Below are 22028 nucleotides of genomic sequence, written 5' to 3' on the forward strand. Positions count from 1 at the left end.
TTTAAAGGAGTGGCTATATGAATAAGTTTCTCAAAATAGCGACAATAGGCGGGGGCTCCTCATATACCCCAGAGTTTTTAGAAGGTTTAATAAATAGATACGGTGAACTACCAGTAGATGAATTATGGCTTGTAGATATAGAAGAGGGCTTGGAAAAACTTGAAATCATCGGTGAACTGGGAAGACGAATGGTAGATAAGGCTAATATACCGATGAAAATATTTACAACAACAGATAGAAAAAAGGCGATTAAAGATGCAGATTTTGTAACAACCCAAATTAGAGTAGGACAGTTAAAGGCGAGAGCTAAGGATGAAAGCATTCCTTTATCCTATGGATTTATAGGGCAAGAAACTAATGGAGCAGGAGGTTTAGTTAATGGACTGAGAACTATACCTGTAATATTAGAGATAGCTGACGAAATGAATGAGTTATGCCCCGATGCATGGTTAATTAATTTCACAAATCCAGTTGGAATGGTTACGGAAGCTTTAGCAAGATATTCAAAACATAGAAAATTTATTGGTCTTTGCAATACACCGGTGGGGATAGAGCGAGGTATTGCTAAGATTTTAGATATAGATCATAGCAGAGTAAGAATTGATTTTGCTGGGTTAAATCATATGATATATGGATTTAACATATTTGTAGACAATCAAAATAAGACTTCGGAAGTTTTTGAAAGATTTATCGAAAATTCTATTTTAGTTAATATGAAAAATATAGATCCAATGGAATGGGATGAGAAATTTTTAAAAGCGTTGAAATTAATTCCATGTCCATATCATAAATACTATTATAAACAGCGTGATATGCTGGAAAGTCAATTAAATCAATATAAAAATGGAATTACAAGGGCTGAGGAAGTTATAAAAACGGAATCCGAATTATTTAATATCTATAAAAATTCAGAATTAAATACGAAACCTATTGAATTAGAAAAAAGAGGGGGATCATATTACTCTGATGCAGCATGTAATTTAATATCTTCGATTTATAATAATACAGGAGATTTACAGGTGGTAAGTACGATTAATGGAACTACAATTAAAGATTTTCCACCGGAGTATGCTATAGAAATTACTAGTCGTATTACAAAAGATGGACCAGTACCCTATAAGTTTATAGATGAGTTTCCAGTTAGCATAAAAGGTTTAATCAATCAAATAAAAACCTTTGAAATACTTGGAGCTGAAGCAGCTATGGAAGGCAATTATGATAAAGCATTGCTTGCCATTACATTAAATCCTCTTATAGCTAATGATATTCTGGGACATAGGCTATTAGATGAGATGCTTGAGTCTAATAAGGAATACCTGTCAAGGTTCTTTAACAAAGAATTCCATAGAGAAAATCAATAAAGGAGAGATTAGAATGGATTTAGAACTTACAATAATAAATATAATAAATTTCAGTGGGGAAGCTAGAAGTTTCTGTATGGAAGCCATTGGATATGCTAAAAGCGGAGAATCTAAAAAGGCAAGAGATGCTATGGAAGAAGCTAATAATAAATTATCAGAAGCCCATAAAAGTCAAACTTTATTGATACAAGAAGAGGCAAGGGGAGAAGGAGAACCTATTTCACTCCTATTGGTTCATGCTCAGGATCATTTAATGAACGCTATTACTGTAAGAGATATGGCAAATGAATTTATAGAGTTATACCAAATAATAAAAGAGTTAAGAGGAGAAAGAAATTATGGTTAAACTAGGAGTATCTGTTTATCCAGATAAATCTAATTTGGAAGACAATAAAAGATATCTCAAATTAGCATCAGAATATGGATTTAGCAGGGTATTTTTGAATTTTTTGACTGTTGAAAATGAAGAGATATTAGAGAGATTCAAGGAAATAGTCAAATTTGCTAGAGAATTAAAAATGGAGATTATAGCAGACGTTGCTCCTAAGGTTTTTAAGGATTTAAATATAGATTATAAAGATTTAAAGATATTCAGTGATATAGGGCTTACAGGAATTAGATTAGATATGGGCTTTAGTGGCAATGAAGAAAGTATAATGTCATTCAACCCTTATGGATTAAAGATAGAATTAAATATTAGTAGTGGCACAAAGTACTTAGACAATGTTATGAGCTATCTACCTAACAAAGATAATATAATTGGGTGTCACAATTTTTACCCTCATAGATATACGGGAATATCTAGAGTCCATTTTATGAAGACCACAGAAGAATTTAAGAAGTATGGACTTAGAACTGCCGCCTTCGTTTCATCCAATGAAGCAAGTTTTGGTCCTTGGAATGTAAATGAAGGACTGCCCACTATGGAAGAGCATAGAGAACTACCTATTGAAGTTCAAGTCAAGGATCTAATAAATACTGGACTAATTGATGATATTATTATTTCTAACTGTTTTGCATCAGAGGAAGAATTAAAGACCTTAGCTTCTCTTAATAAAGATATTTTAGAGTTAAATGTAGAGATAGATGAAAACCTTCCAGAAGTGGAGAGGAATATTTTATTAAATGAGCTTCATTTTAACAGAGGAGATGTTTCTGAATATATGATTAGATCCACTCAGTCTAGAGTAAAGTATAAAGGATATGAATTTAAATTGCTTAATCCTAGGGATATGAAGACGGGTGATATTGTAATTGAGTCTAACTTATATGCACATTATGCTGGAGAAGTACATTTGGTTTTAAAACCTATGAAAAACAGCAATAGATCTTCAGTGGTTGGAAAAGTTATTGATGAAGAAATATTTTTACTTGACTACATAAAACCATGGCAAAAATTTAGGCTTAAGCTAAAGTAATGAAAATAGATATGAGTTAGGAGTTGATCTTATGGTCCAAAGGGAAATAGTATTACTAAATGATACAGGATTACATGCCAGGCCAGCATCTATGATTGTAAAAGAGGCTGCTAAATACATCAGTGAAATAAAAATTATTAAAAATGAAAAGGAATATAATGCTAAAAGTATAATGAGTATATTAAGTATGGGTGCTATAAAGGGGGATTGCCTTGTAATAAGAGCTATAGGTGAAGACGAAGAAAAGGCAGTTGAAGAACTAGGAGATTTCATTGAGAATAAGATAATGGATTAGGAGGAGATCTTTGTGAAAGGTTTAGGAACTTCAGTAGGCATTGGCATAGGAAAGGTTCTAATATATAAAGAGCCTGAGATAAAGATTTCTAAAAATAGTATTTCTGATAGTGAGCAAGAAATAGAAAGATTAAATCAATCTATCCATAAAGCTATAATAGAGATAGATAATATATACAATATAACCTTAGAGAAAGTAGGGGAGCCAGAAGCAGAAATATTTGCTGCTCACAAGATGATATTAGAAGATCCAGAATATATTAGTGCTATAAAAGAGAAAATATTAACTGATAATGTAAATAGCGAATGGGCAGTTAGGGAAATAACTAATTCCTATATTTCACTTTTTCAAGAGATGGAGGATGAATATCTAAGGGCAAGGGCCGTTGATATAAAGGATGTATCCGATAGGATGCTAAGGATATTATTAAATATAGAAACTAAGGATTTATCCCTAATAAATAGGGAAACCATAATTGTTGCTAGAGATTTGAATCCGTCAGATACAGCTCAAATAAACAAAGATATGGTAGTTGGAATTGTGACAGAAATAGGTGGTCGCACATCCCATACATCAATAATGGCAAGAACTATGAATATTCCTGCAATATGCGGAGTAAAAGATATTACTGATATAGTAAAAGAAGATGATTTAATGATTATCAATGGCTCAACTGGAGACATTATCGTAAATCCCACTGTAAATGAAGTTATATTATATAGGAAAGAAAAGGAAGACCTAGAGAAGCTGAGAAAAGAATTGGAAAAATTAAAAGGACAAGAATCCATATCTAAAGACGGATATAAGGTAGAACTAGCTGGAAATATAGGAACTTTACAGGATATAGATAAGGTAATAGAGAATGATGGTGAGGGAGTAGGACTCTACAGAACGGAGTTTCTTTATATGTATAATGATAAGCTTCCCACAGAGGAGGAACAGTTTGAAGCTTATAAAATAGTTGCAGAAAGACTAAAAGGAAAGCCCTTAGTCATTAGAACTTTGGATGTGGGGGGAGATAAGGATATTCCTTATTTAAATATTCCAAAAGAAATGAACCCATTTTTAGGATATAGAGCAATAAGATTTTGCTTAGATAATGAGGGAATATTCATTACTCAAATAAGAGCTATTTTAAGGGCAAGTGCATATGGAAATGTAAAGATAATGTTTCCTATGATTTCAAATATAGAGGAATTAAGAGAAAGTAAATTGATAGTTGAGGGAGTTAAAGAAGAGCTAAGGAAAGAGAATATTGAGTTTAACGAAAATATAGAAATAGGAATTATGGTTGAAATTCCTGCCGTAGCAATACATTCAAGGCAATTTGCTAAAGAAGTTGATTTCTTCAGTATAGGAACAAACGATTTGATTCAATATACCTTGGCAGTGGATAGGGGAAATCAAAAGATATCTAATCTATATAATCAATTTCATCCAGCTATATTGTCCTTAATAAAAATGACTATAGATAATGGACATAAAGAAGGTATCTGGGTAGGAATGTGCGGCGAGGTTGCAGGTGATGAAAAGCTTATACCTATACTTTTAGCAATGGGGTTAGATGAATTTAGTATGAGTGCTTCATCTATATTGAAGGCTAGACATTTAATAAGGAATACCTCGAAAAAAGAGATTGAAGAAAAATTAGACTATATACTAGACCTGCCTACGGCAGATGAGGTGGAGAAGTATATTGATGAAAATATAATATCTAATGATTTAGATATATAGAAAAGCTAAGAGGAATCTTAGCTTTTTTGCTTATAAAAAAGTTTTTCAACTTCATACAAAGTACAAATAGAAATGCTATACTGTTTTATATGAGGTGGTGGATTTGAAACGTATTTTAATTGTAGAAGACGATGGTGATATACAAGAATTGCTACAAAATTTTTTGGAGGCAGCGAATTATATTGTTACTTTAGCCAGTGATGGTGTGGAGGCTATTTCCAGATTCCATGAAAAGAAGTATGATCTCGTTCTATTAGATGTACTGCTGCCTAAAATTGACGGATACAGTATATGCGAATTGATCCGTAAAGAAAGTACAGTACCTATTATTATGGTAACAGCCTTAGATAGTGAAGCAAATCAGATTAAGGGCTTTGATCTGGAAATAGACGACTATGTCACAAAACCTTTTTCTATGGAGATTTTATTACGCAAGATTTCAGCAGTGCTGCGGCGTACAGCTGCTAAGCCCAGATGTAATCAAATTTCTTATCAGGGACTTATATTGGATATTGATGGATATCAGACCTGTATGAATGGGAAGATAATTGACCTGACCTTACGGGAGTTTGAACTGCTTCGGGAGCTTTTGACCCATCAAGGTAAGGTACTTACCAGACAAATGCTATTAAATCGTCTATGGGAATATGACTTTTACGGGGATGAGCGTGTGGTGGATACACATATTAAAAATCTGAGGAAAAAGCTTGGCGTTGATTATATCGAGACCATAAGAGGGGTGGGTTATCGTATTGATAAAGAAAATTAGAAGTAGCTTAACGATAAAAATATTTCTTATGACTAGTTTACTATTAGCTCTTGCATGTGTACTTACATATTCTTTTATTGCATGGTTTATGCCTCTTACTTATACTTCAGATTTGAGTATCCAACTAGATAGGAAACTACAGAAACTAGTGAATGAACTAAAGAATACCAATCTCCAAAACTGTGAAGATATTTTTGAGCGATTTATCATGGAAGTGGGTTCTAATGTTGGAATAAATTTTGAGATATTGGATGCACAAGGCAATTCCATAGATATTCCCATTAACCGCGAGACTTCTTATATACACAATGGTGTTTTTATTGGAGTAATGATTACTGAGTCGGAATCAACGATTACTGAATCGGAGTCCATAAGCAATATGACTGTGACATCCATAGGAGATAGTATGTCTATGACAACTAACAAAGAATATCCTTTTACCTTCGCTGATTCAGATGATCAGTATGTGCTAGTGGTATCGAGTGTTCTACAGGGTGTCAATCAAGCAGTAGAAGCACTGGAGAGGATTCTCCCGTGGCTGATTGTAACAATCCTGTGTATCTCCTTTCTCGGTTCTTTATTCTATTCTAGATATGTGACTCGTCCCATTATAAAACTTAGTGGTATTTCTAAAAGGATGTCAAATTTGGAATTTGACTGGCATTGTAAAGATAATCGTAAGGATGAAATCGGTGTATTGGCACACAGCCTCAATGAATTATCACGGCGTTTGTCAAATGCTTTAAGGGAATTGCAGCAAGCGAATATAGAGCTGAAAAGTGATATTGATAGGGAGCGAGAGTTAGAGCGTAAACGAATGGAATTTTTCTCAGCAGTTTCCCATGAACTAAAAACCCCTATAACGGTTATTAAGGGACAGATTGAGGGAATGTTGCTGCATGTAGGGGTTTATAAGGATAGGGACAAATATCTCTCCCGAGCATTAACTGTAGCAGGAACAATGGAGGAATTAGTTCAAGAGATACTAACAATTTCACGCATGGAAACCTATGAATTCTCTTTACATAAGGAGGAGTTAGATTTCTCTAAGCTTGTGCATAAACAGATTTTAGAGCACGCAGAACTTCTAGAAAAGAAGAACCTTATACTCAAAACAGAAATTGATGAATATATCCCAATTGTTGCCGATTTTGCTATGATTAATAAAGTGCTTGTAAATCTTATCTCCAATGCGGCATACTATTCACCTGAAAACCAATTAATTCGTATTAATGCCAAGGCTGAGGAATCTGGTATGTTATTCATCATTGAGAACACTGGTATTCATATTCCACAGGAGGTATTGCCACGGTTGTTTGAGGCCTTTTATCGTGTAGAACAATCACGTAATCGTCAGAGTGGGGGTAGCGGCTTGGGATTATATATTGTAAAAATGATTCTAGAGCAACATGGAGCAGACTATAAAATTGAAAACACAGCCGATGGAGTGCAATTTACTTTTAAACTGAAATAAATAACGTTTGGGAACATTTTGCTTCCTAGACGTTGTTTTTTTAGACTTCATACAAACTACATATTAACAACAAAGAAACCTCAAACTGTTTTGTTATTCTGTTCTTGTATATAAAACAAGAAAGGATGATATATCTATGAAGATTTCTGTTCAAAATCTGAATATGACTTATCCAACAGGGAAAAAGGCGTTGCAGGATGTTTCACTTGAAATGCAAAGTCCTAATTTCATTGGTTTACTAGGCCCTAATGGTGCAGGAAAATCCACTCTGATGAAGTTATTGGTTGCGGGACTACTACCTACTACAGGAGAAATACGGTTGGATGATGTACCACTGATTAAAAATGAAAAAAAACTCAAGGCTGCTTTAGGATATCTTCCTCAGAAATTTGGATTATATGACGAGTTGACTGTCTGGCAGTTCCTTGATTATATGTCAGCCTTGAAGGGGATTAAAGAGAGCAAGGCTGAAATAGAAAGAGTCATTCGGGAGACCAATCTTACTGAAAAGCGAAAGGCACGGATAAATACACTATCTGGTGGCCAACGTCAGCGTGTTGGAATTGCACAAGCGCTTTTAGGCAGTCCTCAGTTTCTAATATTTGACGAACCAACAGTAGGGCTTGATCCAGAGGAGCGTATTAATTTTCGTAACCTTTTTTCTAAGAATGCACAGGATAAAATAGTGCTGCTTTCCACACATATTATTGAGGATGTCCAGTCCGTCTGCAATCGGCTCATTGTTATGAATCATGGAAGAATATTGTTTGATGGACGATCTGAGGAATTAATTCGGTCAGCATATGGACATGTAGGAGTATACAATAAAGAAATTCAGGAAAATGAAGAACATGGATTTAAAGTGACTGCTCGTATGACTACTGCCAATGGTATATCTTGTCGAATTGTTGCAGGGGTATTGCCTGATTTTGCACATCCGACGGAACCAACCTTAGAAGATGCATACATATATTTGATTGAGAAGGGGGAGGAGGGACGATGAATTTTTTATCCTATTTTCGAGTGGAAGTAAATCGTATCTTCCGTTCGAAAATTACATGGTTCATTATAGCTCTTTCTGTTCTTGTACCCCTTGGTGGATATAATCTGTCTGGACCTGTTCCGCCATTGACTACTGCTTCACGATTTATTGCTAATCCGGTATTAATAGGGGCTTTAGGTGGCGCGATATTGTTTGCTTTGTTGACCCTATTTGAATTGAATAAAGTACATAAAAATCTTACTGCAGAATTGACTGATACAATAGTCTCTCCCCATATATTAAATATTGCACGATTATTTGGGGTAATTGTATCAGCAACAGTTGCTGTCTTAGTGGCTACAATTGTGTATTTACCTTATACTGTATTGAAAATGGGTGATATTTTTAATTTGAAGATATATTTGAACAGTTATTTTATTTTAATGTTGCCTTCACTTTGGATTTCTATTCTAGCTATGGCAACATTTTATCAGATTATCCATCGAACTGACCTTAGCTTTGTATTATTCATTGTATTTTTCCTACTTAGCACTAGTCGATGGTTTGCCGATGATTACATTCTTCGTTGGGTAAATCCGTTAGTTCCTATTTTATCAGATGATTTCAGTAATGCCCAAGTATTTCGTATGGCATCCTACAACCGTCTGTTTTGGTTCTCAATCCTGATTGGCATATGGCTTCTATCCATGTTATGTGTTCGAAGATATGGCAAAGGACTACTTGGCTCTTTGATTCGTAATGGACGTAGAATTTATATTCCTTTGCTATCTGTAACTTTGATTATAGGTGGATATTATATGTATGTAAATCAGCCTTATGTAGACCACAGTCCACTAGATTGGCAGAATATAGATACTTCTTTAAATATAAATGAAGAGTTTACAAAGTTAGCTCTAAAGGATACAAGCATCGATATTAACTTCAACACAAAGAGAGGGACACTATCTGGAACTGCGATTTACCATATTCAAAATGAAAATACTGTTTCCCCAAAATGTCGCTTGGGGATTAATCCAGGATATACCATTAAGCAAATCACGGCCAATGGGGAAGAGGTGACCTTTTCTGATTTGAATAATGACACCAATAACTTTAAATATGTTATCTTTGAATTACCTCCTGAAAAGGATATAGAGCTATCTATAGATTATGGGGGAATGCATCAGATATGGTCGGTGGTGGTGTCTACATTTGGAGGGTCACATATTGGTGACAATTATATTGATCTGGGTGGAAAGGACTTAGCCCCTATATTAGAAATTCCATCATCAGAAGAAGGAGGTCAGATTACAGGACGGTTTACAATTCCCGAGAATCTGAATTTGATAGCAACTGGCGATACAGTAAAGCTATTATCGGAAAATGATGATGGAACCAAGACTTGGCTTGCTCATGATACTGGTAGTCGATTAAGTATTTTTGCAGGTGATTATGTGAAGTTGGAAATAGATGGTGGTAATATGCCAGTTGAGTTTTATTATAGTAGTAAGCATCAAAAAGTTATGGAAAAGATGGATGCACAAAATATAATGGAGCATACAATTGCCTATTGCACTGACCATTATGGTCCATTACTTTTTGCCACACCTGGATATCCATTCAAAATTATACAAAGTTCGGCTTTCTTATTTGGGGGAGGTGCAATCAAAAATTGTAGTTTCATGGGCGAAATCTATTTCAGTGATGAGAATTTGAATAACAAGCAACATGGTGCATCCAGTGGTGAAGTGTTATCCCATGAGATTGCTCATCAATGGTGGGGATTGAGTGCACAGTCTATGGATATGGAAAATCTAGACTGGACTGATGAGGGGGTTACTGTTTACACTACTTACAGAATTGCAAAAGAAAAATTTGGTGCTGAATATGCACAAAAAAATTATGTAGAAGTTTGGAAACAAGAAGTAAAGGATCAAAAAAATAACTTTTATAATAGACATCCTGAATATCTGGATATCCTTCCGGAAAAATATGCTGCTAGACTATATTCCAGTAATACAGGCACAAATATGTATAGTGTCATGCCACTTACAATCTATAAAGCCGCTGAGTTGGTGGGGGGAGAGGAGAGAATGGATGAAATTTTGGCAGAATTGTATCAAAATGGTGGTACAGAAATGCCTCCCTATATCACTTACAATGATTTTTTAGAAGCCTGTGGACTAAGAAAGGAGGAGTTAATCCTTGACTAAGTTATTCAAATATGAACTTCGTCGCTTGCTTGTAAATAAATTTTTTCTAGGTCTACTAGTAATAGCTGCTTTACATAGTAAGCATTTATTAGAAACTGTAGTTATCCTAGGTGTTTCTAACACAGCACCCTTTTCGGAATGGAGTTATGGCATGTTTCTTGCGAAAGTTTTACCTATTTTACTGATTGCTTTGCTTTTCTTCGTTTCATTTCTTTATTCAAACCAAGAACAGGGAATGAGCACCTTAAGAAATGCAACCCCTATTAATCTAAGTGTATTACTATTACTTCGTTGCAGTGCAATGATCATAGGATTTCTGCTGATTGCTGCCATACCAATTGGATTTAGTTTGTGGTTTTATGCCAATAATTTTCATTTCACTAACTTTGGTGTCTTTATATTACCTATATTGATTACACTATTACCTTCAATGTTGTTCATCCTTGGATTAGGTATTATTGCCGGACGATTGCATCCTACACTTCTATATGCATTGATGCCTCTTATGTTATTGTTCAGTTATTTACCAATGCCTCGTATCATTGATCTGTTTGGCAGCAATTTTTTTCAGGATTTTCCTCTAACACTACCCCTTGGAGCAGATGGTGAGGTTGCATTTGTTGTACCCGTAGTAGTATGGATTGGGAAGATAGTTTATTCAATGACTGGTATAGTATTGACAATTTTAGGGTTGATTCATTTTACAAAAAGTGACTATTGACCTAACAGCATATGAGATAGAGCTACTGGATTTCCAGTAGCTCTATAAAATTAAGCTAAATTTTCTCTAATTAATGCTTCAACTTCATTATCATTTGGAAAACGATTTGATTCTTTTTTAGAAAAAATAAGCTTATCATCAAGTTTTACTTCAAAGACACCTCCGGAAGATGGAATTATATTTACCGTCTCTAAGGAATTTTTATGTTCATTTAATATATTCTGTGTTAGAGCAACTGCTCTTCCTAGATAACCTCAAGAAGTACAGTATTCAATACTTATTAAATTTTTCATAAAATCACCTCTACTATTATAATAATCTATACTTACCCAATTAAGTATAAAGAATATAAATAATTAGTGAAAAAAGAATTTAAGAATTTCGAAAAGTTTCTTGAAAATCATGGATAGATATAAATTTTCAATAATTTCAAAATAATTATTTACAGAAAATTGCGACATGATTCTTTATAAGATATATTCAGATTAGAGCTTTAGCTAGAGAATTTTAATAAGCTTAAAAAAGGTGATTTTAATAAGAAATATAAATTTAATGAATCTCTATGAAATATTTTTTGGTTATAGTATGGTTGTAGATGAAGATAAAATAGTTGATATAGGTATGGAAGGCAATATAAAAATAGAAAATATAGATTTGGTCATTGATGGAAAAGGAAATTTTTTAGCATCTAGTTTTATTGATATTCATAATCATGGGAATATGAAAGTCCTGTAGGAACTGATAAAACTAAGTCTTGCTATCATATAATAACTATACTGCATAATAGTACTAATGAAATAATTTGCTATATATTAGGTGTTTTATTGTAATAATGGGATTGTGATAGAGCATCCTAGGACCAGAGAATCTCATCACTGCTTTTATTTTCTCCTTATAGTCTTCTCTATAGCAGCTTGTATCACAGAAACTACAGAAGGTTTTTGATTGCGTATGTGGACAATTGTCAACTCTAGAATAGGAATAAAGAATTAAATCTTCACATTCTGAGCATAATTCATTTTCAGAGTTATGCTTTTTCTTACAGTAAATATATATCATTTTCCTAACAATATTTTTTTCAAATTCCTTTTTATTTCCTATTTTTTCCATATGGTTTCTCCTATTATATTTATAATTTGATGTATAATTCAATTATATATAAAAACAAAAAAATATCAAAGTGAAATGAGATAAAAAGGCAAAAATGGAGAACTTTATTGACATAAAATGGATAAAATTATATAATTAAAATTAAACATTAACAATCTTTTGCAACATTTTAGTGAAGGTGTAGAGAAGAAAACCAAGCTAAGAGAAAGGAGACTGTTATGAAGAAGAAAAGGTTATTGCTAATTGGCTTATTAGTCTTATTATTTTCTACTGGATGCCAGAAGAAAGAGGGTATCATTAGGGCGGAAGAGTGGCAAGATAAGTATCCAGAAATATATGCGTCCTATATGAGAAATGAAGAAATGGAAGAGACTACTTTTGGTGGCTCAGTACCTATTGATTACTTAGAAAAGTATCCAGACCTTAAAGTATTTTATGATGGTTATGGTTTTAGCAAAGAGTACTTAAGAGCAAGAGGACATTCATACGCTTTAGAGGATGTTATGAATACTGCAAGACCAAAAGCAGGTGCTAGTTGTTTGAGTTGTAAGACATCTGATTTCATTGAGGTTTTAGAGAGAGATGGAGTAGAAGTTAACAAGTTGAATTTTGAGGAATTTGTTGCGGAAAATCCACAAATGTCTACTATTAGCTGTTACGATTGTCACAAGAATGAGCCTGGTGTAGTTAATTTAACGAGAAGTCATTTAACAGATGCATTGAATCATATTGATGAGGAAATTAATTCTAAAACTTTAGCTTGTGCTCAGTGCCATGTTGAGTATTACATGGATGCAGAAACTAAGAAAGTAATTTTACCTTGGGAAAAGGGTACAGATACTGATAGTATGCTAGCTTACTATGAAGAAAACAACGTAACTGATTGGGTTCATCCTACTACTGGTGCAGATCTTTTAAAGGCTCAACATCCAGAGTTTGAGACTTTTAATGGAAGTATTCACTACAATATGGGATTATCTTGTGCAGACTGTCATATGCCTGAGATTGAAGAAAAAGGTGATGACTTATTGAGATCTCATCAATGGACAAGTCCGCTTAAATCAGAGAAAGGTCTAAATAAATCTTGTATATCATGTCATGGTGGGACTACAGATGACCTTATAGCTAAAGTAGAAGATGTTCAAAGGGGAGTATACGATAAGCAAGAGAAAGTAAGTGCCGAGCTTCTAGACTTTATTGAAAGGTTGACAGCAGCCATTGAAGATGGAGTTTTAAGTGAAGATGATTTAACGCATCTAAGAGATATTCATAGAAGAGCACAATTTAAGTGGGACTTTGTATTCGTTGAAAATGGAGAAGGATTCCACAATTCAGTTAGAGCCCATGAAGACTTAGATGGTGCTAGGTCCTTGATACAAGAAGGGATTAAGATATTAGAAAAATATGATAGATAAATAAACAGGGCTGAAAAGGCCCTGTTTTAAAATCATAGGAGGTAGACATGAAGGAAAATAAGGATAGATTTTTAGTTAAATTGTGGAGAAATCTTCATTCTATGAAATTAGGTATAATCCTTCTTATGATAATAGGTCTTCTTTCTATAATTGGAACTGTAATACCTCAAGAAAATCCCTTGAAGTACTATGAAACTAATTATAGCCAGATTGTATATGAGATTATAAAGGCCTTTAGCTTATATAAAGTCTATGATTCTTGGTGGTTTATCGCTTTAATATCTGTTTTAGCCTTAAATTTAATTTTATGCAGTATCAAAAGGTTTAAGCAGGTATTTAATTTAGTTACAAACAAAATAGATTTTGACTTGGAATTAAATAAGTTAAAAGATATCCAGAAGATTTCCTTAGAGAAAGATGAAATAGGCAAGATTTTTAATGAAATGAAGTATAAGTCTATTAAAGAAAAGGATTTTGAAAATGGGAAGCTCTATTATGGAGATAAGAACAGTATAGGGTATTTAGGATCTTGGTTGACACATTTTGGGATTTTGGTAATTATAGTGTTCTTTACCTATGGTAAGCTTTATGGATTTGAGGCTTATGTTCACGGAGTTCCAGGAACTACAGTAGAAGTACCAGGTACGCAGCATTTTATAAATATAAAGGATTTTAATGTATCTTTTAGAGATGATTTTACTGTAGAGCAGTATGTTTCGGATATTGAGGTTTTAAAGAATGGACATGTAATAGATGTGGGACAAGTATTGGTGAATCATCCCTTTAGAACTAATGACTTAAACGTTTATCAGAATTCTACTGGATGGGCCGTAGATGCTACTCTTTATAAGAATGGAGAAGAGTATAGACATAAAACTATATATCAAGGAGATTTTTTTATAGAAGATGATCAGATGATTGCTTTACAGTTTGTAAACTTTTATCCTGATTTAGATGAAACCACTACCACTACATTAAGAAATAAGTCTCCCCTACCAAATCATCCTGTTATGCTTTATGCATTGTTTTACAATGGTCATAGGGTGGATATGAATTTACTTCATATGAATGAAGAAGTTGGTTTTCAAGAGTATAGTTTTATTGTAGATAATCCTCAGATGTTTACATTACTTCAAATAGTATATGATCCTGGTGTGGCTGGAGCCTTTGTTGGTGGAGCTTTCTTATTAATAGGAATATTCTTAGCCTTTTATGTAAATCCAAAAAAACTTAGGATATATGTAGATAACAGTGGTCAAGTAATGATATACGGAAAAAGTTACAAACATAACGGTGAGTATCTAGAAGAATTAAATAAAGTGATAGATACTATAAGGAGGAATTAATATGGATTTTTTAAGGATTGAGAGCACATTGTTTTATGGAGCGATAGGCCTATATTTAGCCTCTATGATTATGTATTTTATTTTTTTCGTAAGTAAAACCGAAAAAGCAGGAAATATTGGAAGTTTTATTATTAAAATTGGATTTGGTCTGCATACTTTAGCTTTGATATCTAGAGGTATTGGAGCAGGTAGAGTTCCATTGACAAATCAATATGAATTTGCCACTAGCTTTGCTTGGGGAATAGCTCTATGTTTTATAATATTTGAAAATAAATATAGCTTTAGAGCAATGGGAACCTTTGTAGTGCCAATAATATTTTTAATTATTGGTTATGCTGCAATGCAAAACAAAGATGTAAGACCCCTTATGCCAGCTTTACAAAGTAAGTGGCTAGCTATTCATGTATCCCTTGCAATATTAAGCTATGGTTCCTTTGGAGTTGCAGCAGGGGTGTCTTGTATGTATTTATTGAGAAATAAGTTTTCAAAGGATGATTTTATTTCCAAACATGTTCCTTCTTTGGATAAATTAGATGCTCTTAGTTATAGAGCCATATCCCTAGGATTTCTTTTATTGACTTTAGTTATAATCACTGGTGCCATATGGGCAGAAAGTGCTTGGGGAAGATATTGGGCTTGGGATCCAAAGGAAACGTGGTCTTTGATTACATGGATAATATATGCTATTTATTTGCATATGAGAATATCTAAGGGTTGGAAAGGAAAAAAAGCTGCTATTTTTAGCGTAATAGGATTTATATGTGTATTATTTACTTATATTGGTGTAAATACACTGATACCAAGCATCCATTCCTATGCATTAGTAGGAGACTCCACATTATGTATCTAATGTGGAGTTTTTGATATAATAAAAAGAAATTAGATTATAAATAAGTACAGATGTGAGAATAAAAAATTATACAAATAAAACAAAAAGTGATATAATATTTGCACACTAAATTAGGAGGCTAAGAATATGTGTGGAATAGTAGGATATGTTGGAAATAAGAATGCTCAAGAAGTCATATTACAAGGATTGGAAAAACTAGAATATAGAGGATACGATTCATCAGGTATTGCAGTAAATGGAAATGAGCATATAGAGTATAAAAAGCTAAAAGGAAGACTTTCTGTATTAGAAAATTATTTAAAAGAGAAACCATTAGTAGGTAATGTTGGAATAGGTCATACAAGATGGGCGACTCATGGAGCACCGTCTGATGTAAACTCCCATCCTCATTTAAATGAACAAGAGACCATAGCAGTGGTGCACAATGGAATAATAGAAAATTATAGTGTACTTAAAGAAGAACTAATAAAAAAAGGATATAAATTTAAATCACAGACAGATACGGAAGTAGTTGTACATCTATTAGACAGTCTTTATGATGGAGATTTACTTAGTACAGTATTTAAAGCTACAGAAAGACTTAGAGGGGCTTATGCTCTAGGAGTTATTTCCTCAGATAACCCAGATGAACTTGTTGCAGTTAGAAAAGAAAGTCCTTTAGTAGTAGGAGTGGGAAATGATGAAAGTTTCATAGCATCAGATATTCCAGCACTGCTTAAATATACTAAAGATGTATATTTCCTAGAGAATGGAGAGATTGTTCATCTAACTAAAGACAAGGTAAAAATCTATGATAAAGATAAAAATGAAGTTGAAAGAGAAATGTTTACAGTGGATTGGGATATTGAAGCCGCTTCAAAGGGTGGATATGATCATTTCATGCTTAAAGAAATCTATGAGCAACCAAAGGCTATTAGAGAAACCTTATTAAGAAGACTTGATGATAATGGCAGAATAGTTTTAGATGATATTAATGTAACAAAAGAGGATCTAGATAAAATCTCCAAGATTTATATTGTAGCCTGTGGTACAGCTTATCATGCAGGATTAGTAGGAAGATATGCTATAGAAAGATTTGCCAAAATTCCTGTAGAACCTGATGTTGCATCAGAGTTTAGATATAGAGAACCATTTATTGATGAGAATACATTGCTTATTGCAGTCAGTCAATCTGGAGAAACGGCAGATACCCTTGCAGCTATAAGAGAAGCCAAGAGTAAAGGGGCAAGAATCCTTTCAATCACCAATGTAGTGGGATCATCTGTGGCTAGGGAATCAGACGATGTATTTTATACATGGGCAGGACCAGAGATTGCAGTAGCTTCAACAAAGGCATATACTACACAGTTAGTGGCTTTATACATGGTTGCACTTCATATGGCAAATATCAAGAAGAGCATTTCAGAAGATTATTATTTTGAAATCATTGAAAAAATGAAGGCATTGCCAGATAAGGTAGAAGAAATTTTTCAAAAGTCAGATGAAATTAAGAAAATAGCAGGAATTATTAAGGATAAAAACAGTGCATTTTATATAGGAAGAGGCCTTGATTATCAAACTTCTATGGAGGGAGCCTTGAAGCTGAAGGAAATTTCCTATATTCATACAGAGGCTTTTGCAGCAGGAGAGTTAAAGCATGGAACCATAGCCTTAATTGAAAAGGAAACTCCTGTAATTGCCGTAGCTAGTCAAGACTATTTATATGAGAAAATGGTTTCAAATATACAAGAGGTAAAGGCTAGAGGAGCATATACTATTGCCATAGTAAAAGAAGGATTAGATGAGAGCTTAAACCATGCTGACGAGACAATTTATATTCCGGAAGTAGATAATATATTAGCACCAGTGTTAACAGTTGTACCTACTCAACTTCTTGCTTATTATACATCGGTTATAAAAGGTAACGATGTAGATAAGCCTAGAAATTTAGCCAAGTCAGTTACAGTGGAGTAAGGTAAAGTGACAATAATATTGTAGAATTTGAAATGAGCATTAGGAACAGGAGATTTATAATCTTAAACTGTTTCTGATGCTCTATTTTTGTTAAGGGATATATTTCTAGTCTAATTTTTATTCTAAAATAACAATGGTTTAATATGTTTTTAGCAGTATTTCTGGAATCAGGCTTCATAGCCAAAAAGTGTAATTTGGTTTTTGCCTGTCATGCAGATTTTAATTTCTACAGCATCTAATTGTATTACATTACCTAATCCTAGTCCTGTATGAACTCCAACAAAGGATGTCTGTAGGGTATTGATTACTTCCCAAGGATTTGATACTCCTAATACTGCCTCTGTTATATCATGTTCAATAGGATTTGTTAAATAATCAAGAGTTCCTCTTAGTGAAAGATTTATTTGCTGTAATTCAATCCAATTTGCCGTAGGATTAGGTCGCCAATAAAGTACCATTGAGCTGACGCCTACTGCAACAGTTAGATTGGGACTACAGTAGAATTTAAAGAGGCTAGGTTTCCATTAGTAAGCCCTATTGTGCTATTGACATTAAGTCTATAAGGTCAATAGCAGTGTTGCTTTGCCATTATATGTTTACTTTATATGAATAGGGCAATAGTAAAGTTCCACTTTAATATTACACATCAAGAACTTGATCTAAATGAGGTGCAAAAAAGGCTTTCTTATAATGCTTCAATAGAATCCTTTTTTATAATTTGAATATAATGTTGACACTACGAACATTGTTCTATATACTTATTAATGAGATAAGGGAGTAGTTAGCACAATAAGAATTGTGTAATAAAGTCAACACACTGATAAAATTTATCTGGCTTTATTTTAAATAATGAGACTTGTCTGCAGAGAAAACTGCAGATAGGTCTTTTTTTATTAGAAAAATTAAAGGATAAAGGAGAACAGAATATGAGTTTATTTGAATTGCTTATTATTGCAGTTGGGTTATCAATGGATGCATTTGCAGTGGCAATTTGTAAAGGGTTGTCTATGGGTAAGATTAGTATTAAAAAAGCTGGAATAGTAGGATTATATTTTGGAACCTTCCAAGGGGGAATGCCTTTGATAGGATATTTTTTAGGAGTAAGGTTTCATGATAAAATTACATCTATGGACCATTGGATAGCATTTATATTGCTTGCATTTATTGGTTTAAACATGATTCGAGAATCAAGAAATTGTGAATGTGAGAATGAAGATGACTCTATACATAATAAGAGTATGAATGATTCACTTAGCTTCAAAAACATGTCTGTTTTAGCAATTGCAACAAGTATTGATGCTTTAGCAATAGGAGTTACCTTCGCATTTCTTAAGGTAAATATTACTCCAGCAGTTTCATTTATTGGAATCGTTACTTTTATATTATCAATGATTGGCGTTAAGATAGGGAATGCATTCGGAAATAAATGTAAATCAAAAGCAGAGCTTATAGGTGGATTGATTTTAATATTTATGGGCTTTAAAATTTTGCTTAGTCATATAGGAATAATTAATTTTTAAGTTAGAATTACATATTTATATATAAAAAAATGAATATGAATATTTGAACAAATACTCATATGACTATTGACATTTAAGAAGTATGATAATATAATAAATATATAATACATGAATGATTGCACAATTGTTCAAGTGAAATATCTTAAAAAGAGGTGATAATATGACTAAAAATTTTAATTCAGTTGAAAAATGTGATTGCAATGTAATTCATGAGGATGTTGTAAATCAAGTTAAAGATAAAATGTCAGAAGAAGAAAATCTTTATGATCTAGCAGAATTATTTAAGGTATTTGGAGATTCAACACGAATTAAGATCCTATGGGCTTTAAATGAAGCTGAGATGTGTGTTTGTGATATTGCTGTCTTGTTGAATATGACCCAATCGGCAATTTCTCATCAGCTAAGAGTCTTAAGGCAAGCTACCTTAGTGAAAAATAGAAAAGAAGGAAAAGTAGTGTATTATTCTTTAGATGATGAACACGTAAAACATATATTTGATCAAGGCTTGATTCACATAAATGAGAAGAAATAAGCAGCATAAAGAAATATTTTTTTGTACTTAATATGAATAAGTATTCATATATTCATATAAATACTTAATGATTTAACAAAATATCAAAGTCATAGAGTAAATAAAATAATAATATTTAAGGGGGAAGTAATAATGAAAAAGAAATTTATACTTGAAGGTTTAGATTGTGCACATTGTGCCTCAAAGATGGAAACGGCAATTAGTAAACTTGATGGTGTTAAGGAAACTAGTGTCAATTTCATGACTAAAAAACTTATTATTGATGGAGAAGATGAAAAGATATCTTCAATTGTACAAGAAGCAGAAAAAATCATCAAAGATTTAGAACCAGATGTTGTTATGAAAAAGGCATAAGGAGCTGAGTAGTCATGAAAAAGCGTCTTTGGCGGATAATCATTGGTGCAGTAGTTTTTGTTGCAGCAGTGGCTATTGATTTAAAGGTTGAATGGTTGCAGATTGCTTTGTTTATAATTAGTTATATCATTGTAGGTGGAGATATAGTCAAAAAAGCTATTAGGAATATTTTCAGAGGTAAGGTTTTTGACGAAAACTTTTTAATGAGTATCGCTACTATTGGTGCATTTCTAATTGGTGAGTATCCAGAAGGCGTTGCAGTTATGTTATTCTATCAAGTGGGTGAGCTGTTTCAAAGCTATGCCGTTGATAAGTCTAGAAGGTCAATTTCAAATCTTATGGACATTCGACCAGATTATGCAAATCTAAAAAAGGGTGACGATATTGTCAAGGTTGATCCTGATGAAGTTAAAATTGGAGATATTATTGTAATTAAGGCTGGAGAAAAAGTTCCATTGGATGGTAAGGTCATTGAAGGAAGTTCAATGTTAGATACTATAGCCTTAACAGGAGAGTCTGTTCCTCGTGAAGTAGGGGTAGGAAGTGAGATCCTAAGTGGGTGCATCAACATAAATGGAGTTATTACAGTAGAGGTTGCTAAGGAGTTTGAAGAATCTACTGTAAGTAAGATTCTTGATTTAGTTGAAAATGCAAGTAGTAAGAAATCCAATTCAGAACAATTTATTACTAAGTTTGCTAGATATTATACACCAGTTGTTGTAATCATCGCTGCTATTCTAGCTATTGTACCACCTCTTATTATAGCAGAAGCAACCTTTAGTGATTGGATATACAGAGCATTATCATTCCTTGTAGTATCTTGTCCTTGTGCTTTAGTTATTTCAATTCCTTTGAGTTTCTTTGGAGGAATAGGAGGGGCTTCAAGAAAGGGAGTTTTAGTTAAAGGTAGTAATTATTTAGAAGCATTAGCAAAAACTGAAATTGTTGTTTTTGATAAAACTGGAACCTTAACGAAGGGTGTATTTAATGTACAGGAGATTCATTCTGAAGGAGTGTCAGAAGAAGAATTATTGGAATTGACTGTATATGCAGAAAGTTACTCCAACCATCCGATTTCTCTCTCATTAAAAAATGCTTATGGGAAAGAAATAGATAATGGACGTATTACAGATGTGGAAGAAATACCAGGTCATGGAATTATTGCAACAGTCGATGGGAATAAGGTTATAGCAGGAAACATCAAACTCATGAAAAAGATGAAAATTTCTTATTTTGAGGGAGAAGTCATTGGTACAATAGTTCATGTTGCAATTAATGACAAATATGCAGGATATATTGTAATTGCAGACGAATTAAAGAAGGATTCAGCCCAAGCAATCAAAGTATTGAAGGAAGCTGATATTAAGAAGACTGTTATGCTGACTGGTGATAATAAAAATATTGCTTCGAAGGTTGCTAAAGAGTTAGGTATTGATAAAGTTTATGCAGAATTATTGCCAGCTGATAAAGTTGAAAAATTAGAAGAGTTATTTTCTCAGAAGTCCAACAAAGGTAAGCTTGCTTTTGTTGGTGATGGAATAAACGATGCACCTGTATTAGCTCGTGCAGATATTGGAATAGCAATGGGAGGATTAGGCTCTGATGCGGCTATTGAGGCTGCTGATGTTGTAATTATGACTGATGAACCCTCAAAGATTTCTACTGCAATGAAGATTTCTAAAAAGACATTAAAAATTGCATATCAAAATATAGCATTTGCAATTGGAATAAAGATAGTAGTTCTTATTCTCAGTGCCCTTGGTATAACTACTATGTGGGCAGCTATATTTGCAGATGTAGGAGTAACTATTATCGCCATATTAAATGCATTTAGAGCGCTGAATGTAAAAAATCTATAAATAATTGCTGAGATGTTGTATAAGAAAAACTCTTTATGTTTAATATTAAACGTAAAGAGTTTTGTTATATATAATGTAAAAATGTCAGGAGAGATTAGATGAAACAGAGCTGCTACCTTCTT

General features: G+C 33.2%; 21 protein-coding genes and 1 pseudogene. 19 read left to right on the forward strand and 3 right to left on the reverse strand.

Going from position 1 to position 22028, the window contains the following annotated elements; translation table 11 throughout:
- Positions 1 to 17: 17 nt before the first annotated feature.
- The 10 genes from KQI38_RS08615 (at position 18) to KQI38_RS08660 (ending at position 10967) form a co-directional block, all read left to right on the forward strand.
- The gene (locus KQI38_RS08615) at positions 18 to 1361 is read left to right on the forward strand and encodes a 6-phospho-beta-glucosidase (RefSeq protein WP_216558195.1); all 1344 of its coding nucleotides are present in this window, start codon (positions 18 to 20) and stop codon (positions 1359 to 1361) included.
- 13 nt (positions 1362 to 1374) lie between these two features.
- The gene (locus KQI38_RS08620) at positions 1375 to 1707 is read left to right on the forward strand and encodes a PTS lactose/cellobiose transporter subunit IIA (RefSeq protein ID WP_216558198.1); all 333 of its coding nucleotides are present in this window, start codon (positions 1375 to 1377) and stop codon (positions 1705 to 1707) included.
- Complete coding sequence (locus KQI38_RS08625; RefSeq protein WP_216558202.1) at positions 1700 to 2779, forward strand: DUF871 domain-containing protein; 1080 nt, start codon at positions 1700 to 1702, stop codon at positions 2777 to 2779. The genes KQI38_RS08620 and KQI38_RS08625 overlap by 8 nt, the downstream gene beginning before the upstream one ends.
- A gap of 31 nt (positions 2780 to 2810) precedes the next feature.
- A complete protein-coding gene (locus KQI38_RS08630; RefSeq protein WP_094901450.1) occupies positions 2811 to 3074 on the forward strand; it encodes an HPr family phosphocarrier protein in 264 nt (87 codons plus the stop codon).
- A gap of 12 nt (positions 3075 to 3086) precedes the next feature.
- Positions 3087 to 4808 carry a phosphoenolpyruvate--protein phosphotransferase gene (gene ptsP / locus KQI38_RS08635; RefSeq protein WP_216558205.1) on the forward strand — a complete coding sequence of 574 codons (1722 nt, stop codon included), beginning with the start codon at positions 3087 to 3089 and terminating at the stop codon, positions 4806 to 4808.
- Between the two features lie 97 nt (positions 4809 to 4905).
- Entirely contained in the window at positions 4906 to 5577 is a 672-nt protein-coding gene (locus KQI38_RS08640; protein WP_216558208.1) for a response regulator transcription factor, read from the forward strand.
- The gene (locus tag KQI38_RS08645; RefSeq protein ID WP_216558211.1) at positions 5561 to 7051 is read left to right on the forward strand and encodes a sensor histidine kinase; all 1491 of its coding nucleotides are present in this window, start codon (positions 5561 to 5563) and stop codon (positions 7049 to 7051) included. Before KQI38_RS08640 ends, KQI38_RS08645 begins: the two co-directional genes overlap by 17 nt.
- A 136-nt stretch (positions 7052 to 7187) precedes the next feature.
- Positions 7188 to 8054 (forward strand): ABC transporter ATP-binding protein, encoded by an 867-nt coding sequence (locus KQI38_RS08650; protein ID WP_216558214.1) that lies wholly within the window; start codon positions 7188 to 7190, stop codon positions 8052 to 8054.
- A gap of 20 nt (positions 8055 to 8074) precedes the next feature.
- Positions 8075 to 10246, forward strand: a complete 2172-nt coding sequence (locus KQI38_RS08655) for a hypothetical protein (RefSeq protein WP_216558217.1) — start codon at positions 8075 to 8077, stop codon at positions 10244 to 10246.
- Positions 10239 to 10967: a hypothetical protein gene (locus KQI38_RS08660; protein ID WP_216558220.1), complete on the forward strand. Its 729-nt coding sequence runs from the start codon at positions 10239 to 10241 to the stop codon at positions 10965 to 10967. Before KQI38_RS08655 ends, KQI38_RS08660 begins: the two co-directional genes overlap by 8 nt.
- Before the next feature lie 50 nt (positions 10968 to 11017).
- Here the strand turns inward: KQI38_RS08660 and KQI38_RS22300 are convergent.
- Positions 11018 to 11209: pseudogene (locus tag KQI38_RS22300) on the reverse strand (Rdx family protein); the annotation flags it as partial.
- A gap of 283 nt (positions 11210 to 11492) precedes the next feature.
- Here KQI38_RS22300 and KQI38_RS08670 point away from each other — a divergent pair.
- Positions 11493 to 11702, forward strand: a complete 210-nt coding sequence (locus tag KQI38_RS08670) for a hypothetical protein (RefSeq protein ID WP_216558223.1) — start codon at positions 11493 to 11495, stop codon at positions 11700 to 11702.
- A 54-nt stretch (positions 11703 to 11756) separates the two neighbouring features.
- Here KQI38_RS08670 and KQI38_RS08675 read toward each other — a convergent pair whose 3' ends face one another.
- Positions 11757 to 12077 carry a nitrous oxide-stimulated promoter family protein gene (locus KQI38_RS08675; RefSeq protein WP_216558226.1) on the reverse strand — a complete coding sequence of 107 codons (321 nt, stop codon included), beginning with the start codon at positions 12075 to 12077 and terminating at the stop codon, positions 11757 to 11759.
- A 218-nt stretch (positions 12078 to 12295) separates the two neighbouring features.
- Here KQI38_RS08675 and KQI38_RS08680 point away from each other — a divergent pair, with 218 nt between their 5' ends.
- The 4 genes from KQI38_RS08680 (at position 12296) to glmS (ending at position 17641) form a co-directional block, all read left to right on the forward strand.
- A complete protein-coding gene (locus tag KQI38_RS08680; protein WP_094901470.1) occupies positions 12296 to 13492 on the forward strand; it encodes an ammonia-forming cytochrome c nitrite reductase subunit c552 in 1197 nt (398 codons plus the stop codon).
- Positions 13493 to 13539: 47 nt separating this feature from the next.
- Positions 13540 to 14838, forward strand: a complete 1299-nt coding sequence (locus KQI38_RS08685; RefSeq protein WP_216558229.1) for a cytochrome c biogenesis ResB family protein — start codon at positions 13540 to 13542, stop codon at positions 14836 to 14838.
- A 1-nt stretch (position 14839) separates the two neighbouring features.
- The gene (ccsB, locus tag KQI38_RS08690) at positions 14840 to 15688 is read left to right on the forward strand and encodes a c-type cytochrome biogenesis protein CcsB (RefSeq protein WP_094901476.1); all 849 of its coding nucleotides are present in this window, start codon (positions 14840 to 14842) and stop codon (positions 15686 to 15688) included.
- 126 nt (positions 15689 to 15814) lie between these two features.
- Positions 15815 to 17641 (forward strand): glutamine--fructose-6-phosphate transaminase (isomerizing), encoded by a 1827-nt coding sequence (glmS, locus tag KQI38_RS08695; protein ID WP_216558232.1) that lies wholly within the window; start codon positions 15815 to 15817, stop codon positions 17639 to 17641.
- 167 nt (positions 17642 to 17808) lie between these two features.
- Here the strand turns inward: glmS and KQI38_RS08700 are convergent, their stop codons facing one another.
- A complete protein-coding gene (locus tag KQI38_RS08700) occupies positions 17809 to 18099 on the reverse strand; it encodes a hypothetical protein (RefSeq protein WP_216558235.1) in 291 nt (96 codons plus the stop codon).
- 468 nt (positions 18100 to 18567) lie between these two features.
- Here KQI38_RS08700 and KQI38_RS08705 point away from each other — a divergent pair, with 468 nt between their 5' ends.
- From KQI38_RS08705 to KQI38_RS08720, 4 genes are all read left to right on the forward strand, one after another.
- A complete protein-coding gene (locus KQI38_RS08705) occupies positions 18568 to 19161 on the forward strand; it encodes a manganese efflux pump MntP (protein ID WP_216558238.1) in 594 nt (197 codons plus the stop codon).
- Between the two features lie 160 nt (positions 19162 to 19321).
- Positions 19322 to 19693: an ArsR/SmtB family transcription factor gene (locus tag KQI38_RS08710; protein WP_216558241.1), complete on the forward strand. Its 372-nt coding sequence runs from the start codon at positions 19322 to 19324 to the stop codon at positions 19691 to 19693.
- A 132-nt stretch (positions 19694 to 19825) separates the two neighbouring features.
- Positions 19826 to 20047, forward strand: coding sequence for a cation transporter (locus KQI38_RS08715; RefSeq protein ID WP_216558242.1), 222 nt, complete (start codon positions 19826 to 19828; stop codon positions 20045 to 20047).
- Between the two features lie 14 nt (positions 20048 to 20061).
- Positions 20062 to 21906: a heavy metal translocating P-type ATPase gene (locus tag KQI38_RS08720; RefSeq protein WP_216558244.1), complete on the forward strand. Its 1845-nt coding sequence runs from the start codon at positions 20062 to 20064 to the stop codon at positions 21904 to 21906.
- The last annotated feature ends 122 nt before the right edge of the window (positions 21907 to 22028 follow it).

Source organism: Tissierella carlieri (assembly GCF_018917285.1).
Lineage (GTDB): Bacteria > Bacillota > Clostridia > Tissierellales > Tissierellaceae > Tissierella > Tissierella carlieri.